We start from the raw sequence: 7,653 nt of genomic DNA, 5'->3' as shown, positions 1-7,653 counted from the left end.
TGCCGATGTTGACGTGCGGTTTGTTACGTTCAAACTTTGCCTTCGCCATGATGGCTTCTCCTCGAGTCTTAGTCGGCGCGGCGGGGGAAACCCGCCCATTTCAGTATCGAGCGCGGCGGGGAAACCCCCGCGTTTGGCATGCCGCGTCGCGCGCGTCGTAATGGTGGAACAGGGAAAAATCAAGCGCATTGGCGCGCCCCTGCGGCAGAAACGCCACGGCAGGCAAAGCCCGTCTCTGACCGGCCGGACGGGTCGTCCGGCGCGCTGTCGGGGATGATGTTGCGAAGGCGCCTTACGCGCGCGGGCGCCCCTGTCAGAGCCGCCCGCAGCTATTCGCAGGACGGGTCGCCGCATCGCCGGTTTCGCCATCGGCGGTGGCCAGCGTGACGGCGCTTTCCGGTGCGCCCGGCACGGCCATCGGCGCGCCCGGTTCGGTGTCGACAGCCGGGTCAGCGGCCAGTTCCCCGGACGCTTCGGCATCATGCTCGAACCATTCGGGATTGCGGGCCAGCCAGTCCTCGATGCTGCGTGCGGCGTTCTCCGAGAGCATCTGCATCTGCTCGTCCACGCCCATCGTCAGGCCGGAACCCACCACCGCCGAGGCGCCGGCGCTTTCCAGCACGGTCAGTTGCTCGGGTTCCTCGTTAAGCGGGCGGCCCAGCCGGTCGTCCCAGACATTGGCCGACAGGATCAGCGCCGAGCGCGGCGAGGCGACCAGCGGGATGCCCGGCACCGCCAGCACATAGGCATCGAGATGCAGCGCGATGTGATAGAGCCGGTCGCCTTCGTAGCGACCGAAGCGGCGCTCGACCTCGTCGCGGATGCGGTCGGCGAAGACCTCGACATCCGCTTCGCGCGACAGCGGTCCGCGTACGGCGTCGTTGGTAGTGACGATGTTATAGCACAGCCGGAAATCGCCCAGCTCGGCCCGGGTGGCCCCCAGATTGGCGCCGCTGGCCGAACAGGCGGCGAGCAGGCCCGCCACGCCGAGCGGGGCCAGGATCTTCAGAAGCGTGCGCGTCAAAGCCATCGTGGGTCCTCTCCGGTTTCGGGATTCGGATACCGGAAAGGACCCAGCATGGCAACGCCGCGCCCCGTTGTGGAAAAACCGGGGCGCGGGGTGTGGTTCAGGAGAAACGGTTATCGCGGGGGAAGCCGCGCGGCGCCATGCGCCCGGCGGCGGCGCGCTTTGCCAGCCATTCGGTCAGGTCGGGCTCGTGCCGGGTGCGCCCGGCCGGGTCCTTCCATGACAGGCCTTGGGCCAGCGTCAGCGTGGTCAGGTCCGACAGGCCGCCATCCTTGAACTTCTGCAGCCGAACGCCCTTGCCCCGGCCCATCTCGGGCAGCTCGGACAGCGGGAAGACCAGCATCTTGCGGTTCTCGCCCACTGTCGCCACGTGGTCGCCGCTCACGTTCCGGCAGACCAGCGCCCGCGCGCCGTCGCGCAGGTTCAGCACCTGCTTGCCCGTACGCGTCTGTGCCAACAGCTCGTCCGAGGGCACGATGAAACCGTCGCCATCCGACGAGGCGACGATCATCTTCGTGCCGGGACGATGGACGAAAAGGTCGAGGATCTGCGCCTCGTTGGGCAGATCGACCATCAGCCGCACCGGCTCGCCCATGCCGCGCCCGCCGGGCAGATTGGCGCCCAGAAGTGTGTAGAACCGCCCGTTCGAGCCGAAGACCAGCACTTTGTCGGTGGTCTCGGCATGCAGCGCGAAAGCGCCCTCGTCGCCATCCTTGAACTTGAACTCGGTATCGAGCGCGACATGGCCCTTCATCGCCCGGATCCAGCCCATTTTCGAGCAGACCACGGTGATCGGCTCGCGCTCGATCATCGCCTCGGGCGCCAGAACCTCGACCTCGCCGGCCTCGGCAAAGGTCGAGCGGCGTGCGCCCAGCCGCGTGCCCATGCCGAACTGGTCGCGGACCTTTTCCAGCTCCTGCGCGATACGGGTCCATTGCAGCTCTTCGCTGTCGAGCAGGTCCTGCAGTCCCTCGCGCTCGCGCATCAATTCGTCGCGCTCGCGCTTGAGCTCGATCTCTTCGAGCCGCCGCAGGCTGCGCAGGCGCATGTTGAGGATGGCCTCGGCCTGCACCTCGGTCAGCTCTCCCTCGGACGGGGGCGGGGTGAGGTAATCGCTTTCCGAGGTCGCGCGCTTGAACTTGCGGTCCCATTCCTCGCGCATCAGCGCGGCTTTCGGATCCTCGTCATAGCGGATGATGTCGATCACGCGGTCGAGGTTCAGAAAGGCGATGATGAAGCCTTCCAGCACTTCAAGCCGGTGGTCGATCTTGTCCAGCCGGTGCTGCGAGCGGCGCTGCAACACCTCGCGGCGGTGATCGAGAAAGGCGCGCAGTACGTCTTTCAGGCTGCAGACCTTCGGCGTGCGCCCGTCGATCAATACGTTCATGTTGAGCGAAAAGCGGATCTCCAGATCCGACACGCGCATCAGCATGCCCATCATCTGCTCGGCATAGACATTCTTCGAGCGGGGTTCGAGCACGATGCGCACGTCATCGGCCGATTCGTCGCGCACATCGGCCAGAAGAGGAACCTTCTTCAGCTGGATGACCTCGGCCAGCTTCTCGATCAGCTTGGATTTCTGAACTTGATAGGGGATCTCGGTGACGACGACCTGCCAGGTGCCGCGGCCGAGATCCTCGACATTCCAGCGCGCGCGCAGGCGGAAGGCGCCGCGCCCAGTGCGATAGGTTTCCAGAATCGAGTCGCGCGGCTCGACGATGATGCCGCCGGTCGGGAAATCGGGGCCGGGGATCAGATCGACCAGCGCCGCGTCGCTCAGCTCGGGGTCGCGGATCATCGCCTGACAACCCGAGACGAGTTCATCGAGATTGTGCGGCGGGATATTGGTCGCCATCCCCACCGCGATACCGCTGGCCCCGTTGGCCAGAAGGTTGGGAAAGGCGGCGGGCAGCACGATGGGCTCGGTCAGTGTGCCGTCGTAATTGTCGCGGAAATCCACCGCGTTCTCGGTCAGGCCATCCATCAGCACTTCGGCGGCGGCGGTCAGCCGGGCCTCGGTGTACCGGCTGGCGGCGGGGTTGTCGCCGTCGATATTGCCGAAATTGCCCTGGCCGTCGACCAGCGGGTAGCGGACGTTGAAATCCTGCGCCAGACGGGCCATCGCGTCGTAGATCGCGACGTCGCCATGGGGGTGATAATTGCCCATCACGTCGCCCGAGATCTTCGACGACTTGCGGAACCGGCTGTCGGGACCCAGCCGCAGCTCGCGCATCGCGTAGAGAATGCGCCGATGGACGGGTTTCATCCCGTCGCGCGCATCGGGCAGCGCGCGGTGCATGATGGTCGACAGCGCGTATTGCAGATAGCGCTCACCCAGCGCGCGGCGCAGGGGTTCGGCCAGCGGTGCATCGAGCGGCGCTTCGAGCGATGGCTCGATCGGGGGCTCGTCGGATTTGTCGGTGGGTTCGTCTGTCATGCCCTGCTTCTATCGTAGAGCGCGGTAGATGGAAAAGCGGGAAAAGGGCGGCCGAAGCGCGCTCCACCCGCCCACCCCCGCGCGCTTCGGCCGCCCGGGGCGTCTGCGGGGCGCCCCTGCCCGGCGATCTCGTTGCGGAAAGGTCGATTGAGTATTTGAGGCAAAGTGAAAGGACATGGCGCGCGCGCCACAGCTTTCGCCGCATCTTTAATCTCTAAATATCCCGGGGGTGAGCCCGCAGGGCGAGGGGGCAGCGCCCCCTCATCACCGCTGGGTCAGGCGCGCCCGGCATCCCAGTCTTTGAGCCAGCGTTTCGGTGCCATCTCGCGCCAGCGGCGGATCAGGCGGGGGCCGGCCCAGTCGGGGTCGATATGGCCCGCCCTGACGAGGATGAATTTATGCGCGGCGTAATGAGGATGCAGGGTGAAGGTCTGCGGATCGGCGGAAAGCAGCATCTCGCGTTCGTCGATATCGCAGTGAAAGACGGCGGCGTCTTCGTAGGGGGACCACCAGACCCACATCTTGCCATGCGCGCGCAGGCAGGGGCGGCCCCAGCCGGTGGACTCCTCGACCCGCGGCAGGTCGAGCGAGAGCGCGAAGGCGCGCAGGGCGTCGTAGTTGGCGATCATCCGGGCAGTGTGCCCGCTTGGCCCGCGAAAGCAAGCGTTTCGGGCGTGCTGTGCCTCGCAAAGCAGGCTCGTTTCGCGAAAACGCCGATCAGGGTGTCAGGTCGCGCCATTCGCCCGGGGCGAGGGGGCCGATTTCGTACCGACCGATGCGGCGGCGGACGAGGCGCAGGACGGGCAGGCCGACATGGGCGCACATGCGGCGGATCTGGCGGTTGCGGCCTTCGGTGATGGTGAGTTCGATCCAGCCATCGGGCACGGATTTGCGAAACCGGACCGGCGGGTCGCGGGGCCAGAGCCAGTCGGGTTCGGGGATCGTGCGCGCCTCGGCCGGGCGGGTCGGGCCGTCATTGAGGGTCACGCCGTCGCGCAGGGCCTGCAGCGCGTCTTCGGTGATCGCGCCTTCGACCTGCACGGCGTAGGTCTTGGGCATCTTGTCCTTGGGGTCGGTGATCCGGGCCTGCAGGATGCCGTCATTGGTCAGCAGCAAGAGCCCCTCGCTGTCGCGGTCGAGGCGGCCGGCCGGGTAGAGGCCCGGCAGGTCGACGAAGCGCTTCAGCCCCGGCCAGTGGCCGTCATCGGTGAATTGCGACAGCACGTTCATCGGCTTGTTGAGCGCGACGAGGCGCGTCGGGCCCTTGGGCGCGCGGGGACGGGGTCGGGGGCGGCTCATGGTTCCCGCTTAATGGGCCTGCGCCCAGTTGTCGCCGACGCCGGCATCGACGATCAGCGGCACGTCGATCTCCACTGCCGGGTTATGCGCGCCCTCCATCACCGCCTTGACGCGGGCGATGATGTCGTCGACGGCGCTTTCCTCGACCTCGAAGACCAGTTCGTCATGCACCTGCAGCAGCATTTTCGCGGGCAGGCCCTCGATCGCCTGCGGGATGCGGGTCATGGCGCGGCGGATGATGTCGGCGGCGGTACCCTGAATAGGCGCGTTGATCGCGCCGCGTCGGGCAAAGCCTGCGCCGGGGCCCTTGGCGTTGATCTCCGGCGTGTGGATGCGGCGGCCGAACAGGGTTTCGACATAGGCATGCTCCTTGGCGAAGGAGATGGTCGCGTCCATGTAATCCCGGATGCCGGGGAAGCGTTCGAAATAGGTGTCGATGAAGGCCTGTGCCTCGGCCCGCGGGATGCGCAGGTTGCGCGCAAGGCCGAAGCCGGAAATGCCGTAGATCACGCCGAAATTGATCGCCTTGGCCTGACGGCGGACCTCGGGCGTCATTTCGTCCAGCGGCACGCCGAACATCTCGGACGCGGTCATCGCGTGGATGTCGAGCCCGTCCTGGAAGGCCTGTTTCAGCGCCGGGATATCGGCGATATGGGCGAGGATGCGCAGCTCGATCTGGCTGTAATCGAGGCTGACCAGCTTGTGACCCTCGCTCGCCACGAAGGCCTCGCGGATGCGGCGCCCTTCCTCGCTGCGGATCGGGATGTTCTGCAGGTTGGGATCGGTCGAGGCCAGTCGCCCGGTATTGGCGCCGGTCTGCACATATGAGGTGTGCACGCGCCCGGTCTCGGGGTTGATATGGTCCTGCAGCGCGTCGGTATAGGTCGATTTCAGCTTCGAAATCTGCCGCCAGTCCAGCACCTTGCCCGGCAGTTCATGCTCGGTCGCGAGGTCTTCGAGGATATCGGCACCCGTCGAATAGGCGCCGGTCTTGCCCTTTTTGCCGCCCTGCAGGCCCAGTTTGTCGAACAGCACTTCGCCCAGCTGCTTGGGCGAGCCCACATTGAAGGTCTCGCCCGCCAGTTCGTGGATCTCGGCTTCCAGCCCCGCCATTTTCTGTGCAAAGGCCGAGGACATGCGGCTCAGCGTCTGGCGGTCGACCTTGATGCCGTGCATTTCCATCGCGGCCAGCACCGGCACCAGCGGGCGTTCAAGCGTCTCGTAGACATTGGTCACGCGTTCGCGGTGCAGGCGTGGGCGCAGGCTTTGCCACAGCCGCAGCGTGATGTCGGCGTCTTCGGCGGCGTATTTCGTCGCGTCCTCGATGCCGACCTTGTCGAAGGTGCGCGCCGATTTGCCCGAGCCGAGCAGCGGCTTGATCGGGATCGGCTTGTGGTCGAGATAGGTCTCGGACAGCTCGTCCATGCCGTGATTGTGCAGGCCCGCGAACATCGCGTAGCTCATCAGCATCGTGTCGTCGATGGGCGCGACCGCGATGCCCCGGCGGGCGAAGATCTTGGCGTCGTATTTGATGTTCTGGCCGATTTTCAGGATCGATGCGTCTTCCAGAACGGGTTTGAGTGCGGCCAGCGCCTGTTCCGGGTCGATCTGCCCGTCAAGCCGATTGGCCGAGCCGAACAGATCGTCCGAGCCTTCGGAATGGGTGAGCGGGATATAGCAGGCCTCGCCCGGCGTGACGGCCAGCGAGATACCCACCAGTTCGGCGCGCATTTCGTCGAGCGAGGTGGTCTCGGTATCGACGGCGACGAAGCCCTTGTCCATGATCCGTGCGATCCAGACCTTGAGCGCGTCCATGTCGCGGACGCATTCGTATTTTTCGGCGTCGAAGGGCGGCTGTTCAATCGCGGCCGGGGCGTCGGTCTTGTCGGCCTTGGGCGCGGCGCTGGCGGGTTCCGCCATCGTGGGGGCTTCGACGCCCAGCTTCTCGGAAATCCGGCGCGTCAGGGTGCGGAATTCCATCTTGGCGAGGAAATCGAGCAGGGCGTCGCCCTCGGGCGTGCGGCATTCGAGCGAGTCGAGCGTGTCCTCGACCGGCACGTCGCGGGTCAGCGTCACCAGCTTGCGCGAGATGCGGATCTGTTCGGCGTGCTCGATCAGGGTCTGGCGGCGCTTGGGCTGCTTGATCTCTTCGGCCCGTTCCAGAAGCGTGTCCAGATCGCCGTATTCGTTGATCAGAAGTGCCGCGGTCTTCAGGCCGATGCCGGGCGCGCCGGGGACGTTATCGACCGAGTCGCCCGCCAGCGATTGCACATCGACCACGCGGTCGGGACCGACGCCGAATTTCTCGAACACCTCGGCTTCGGCCAGGGTCTTGCTTTTCATCGGGTCCCACATGTCGACGCCGGGGCCGACAAGCTGCATCAGGTCCTTGTCCGAGGACACGATGGTCGCGCTGCCGCCCGCTTCGGTGGCAAGGCGGGCATAGGTGGCGATGATGTCGTCGGCCTCGAACCCCTCCATCTCGATGCACGAGACGTTGAAGGCGCGGGTGGCTTCGCGCGTCAGCGGGAATTGCGGGCGCAGATCCTCGGGCAGTTCGGGGCGGTTGGCCTTGTAGAGATCGTAGATCTCGTTGCGGAAGGTGATCGACGAGGCGTCGAAGATCACCGCGATATGGGTGGGTTTCGACTTGTTCGAGGTCCCGCCCGAAATCTCGTTCCACAACAGGTTGCAAAAACCCTGCACGGCGCCGACCGGCATACCGTCCGACTTGCGCGTCAGCGGCGGCAGCGCGTGATAGGCGCGGAAGATGAAGGCCGAGCCGTCGATGAGATGAAGGTGCGAGCCCTTGCCGAACGCCATGCCGTGCTCCTTGGTCGTCGTTCGCTCCTTGGTATCCGGCGAGGCGCGGGGCGTCCAGCGGCAGGGG

General features: G+C 66.0%; 5 protein-coding genes. All 5 read right to left on the bottom strand.

The annotated features are described in order from the left end of the window. Positions 1-313 precede the first annotated feature (313 nt). Positions 314-1,030 (bottom strand): hypothetical protein, encoded by a 717-nt coding sequence (locus JI664_RS12565; RefSeq protein WP_207014084.1) that lies wholly within the window; start codon positions 1,028-1,030, stop codon positions 314-316. A 97-nt stretch (positions 1,031-1,127) separates the two neighbouring features. Then, a complete protein-coding gene (parC, locus tag JI664_RS12560; RefSeq protein ID WP_207014083.1) occupies positions 1,128-3,464 on the bottom strand; it encodes a DNA topoisomerase IV subunit A in 2,337 nt (778 codons plus the stop codon). Between the two features lie 275 nt (positions 3,465-3,739). Beyond that, positions 3,740-4,093, bottom strand: a complete 354-nt coding sequence (locus tag JI664_RS12555; RefSeq protein WP_207014082.1) for an MmcQ/YjbR family DNA-binding protein — start codon at positions 4,091-4,093, stop codon at positions 3,740-3,742. Positions 4,094-4,181: 88 nt separating this feature from the next. Continuing rightward, the gene (locus JI664_RS12550; RefSeq protein ID WP_207014081.1) at positions 4,182-4,763 is read right to left on the bottom strand and encodes a pseudouridine synthase; all 582 of its coding nucleotides are present in this window, start codon (positions 4,761-4,763) and stop codon (positions 4,182-4,184) included. Between the two features lie 9 nt (positions 4,764-4,772). Then, positions 4,773-7,586, bottom strand: coding sequence for a DNA polymerase I (gene polA / locus JI664_RS12545; protein WP_207014080.1), 2,814 nt, complete (start codon positions 7,584-7,586; stop codon positions 4,773-4,775). Between the last annotated feature and the right edge of the window lie 67 nt (positions 7,587-7,653).

The organism is Rhodobacter sp. NTK016B (genome assembly GCF_017303295.1).
Classification (GTDB): Bacteria; Pseudomonadota; Alphaproteobacteria; order Rhodobacterales; family Rhodobacteraceae; genus Pararhodobacter.
This window is presented reverse-complemented; position numbering and strand designations above follow the sequence as displayed.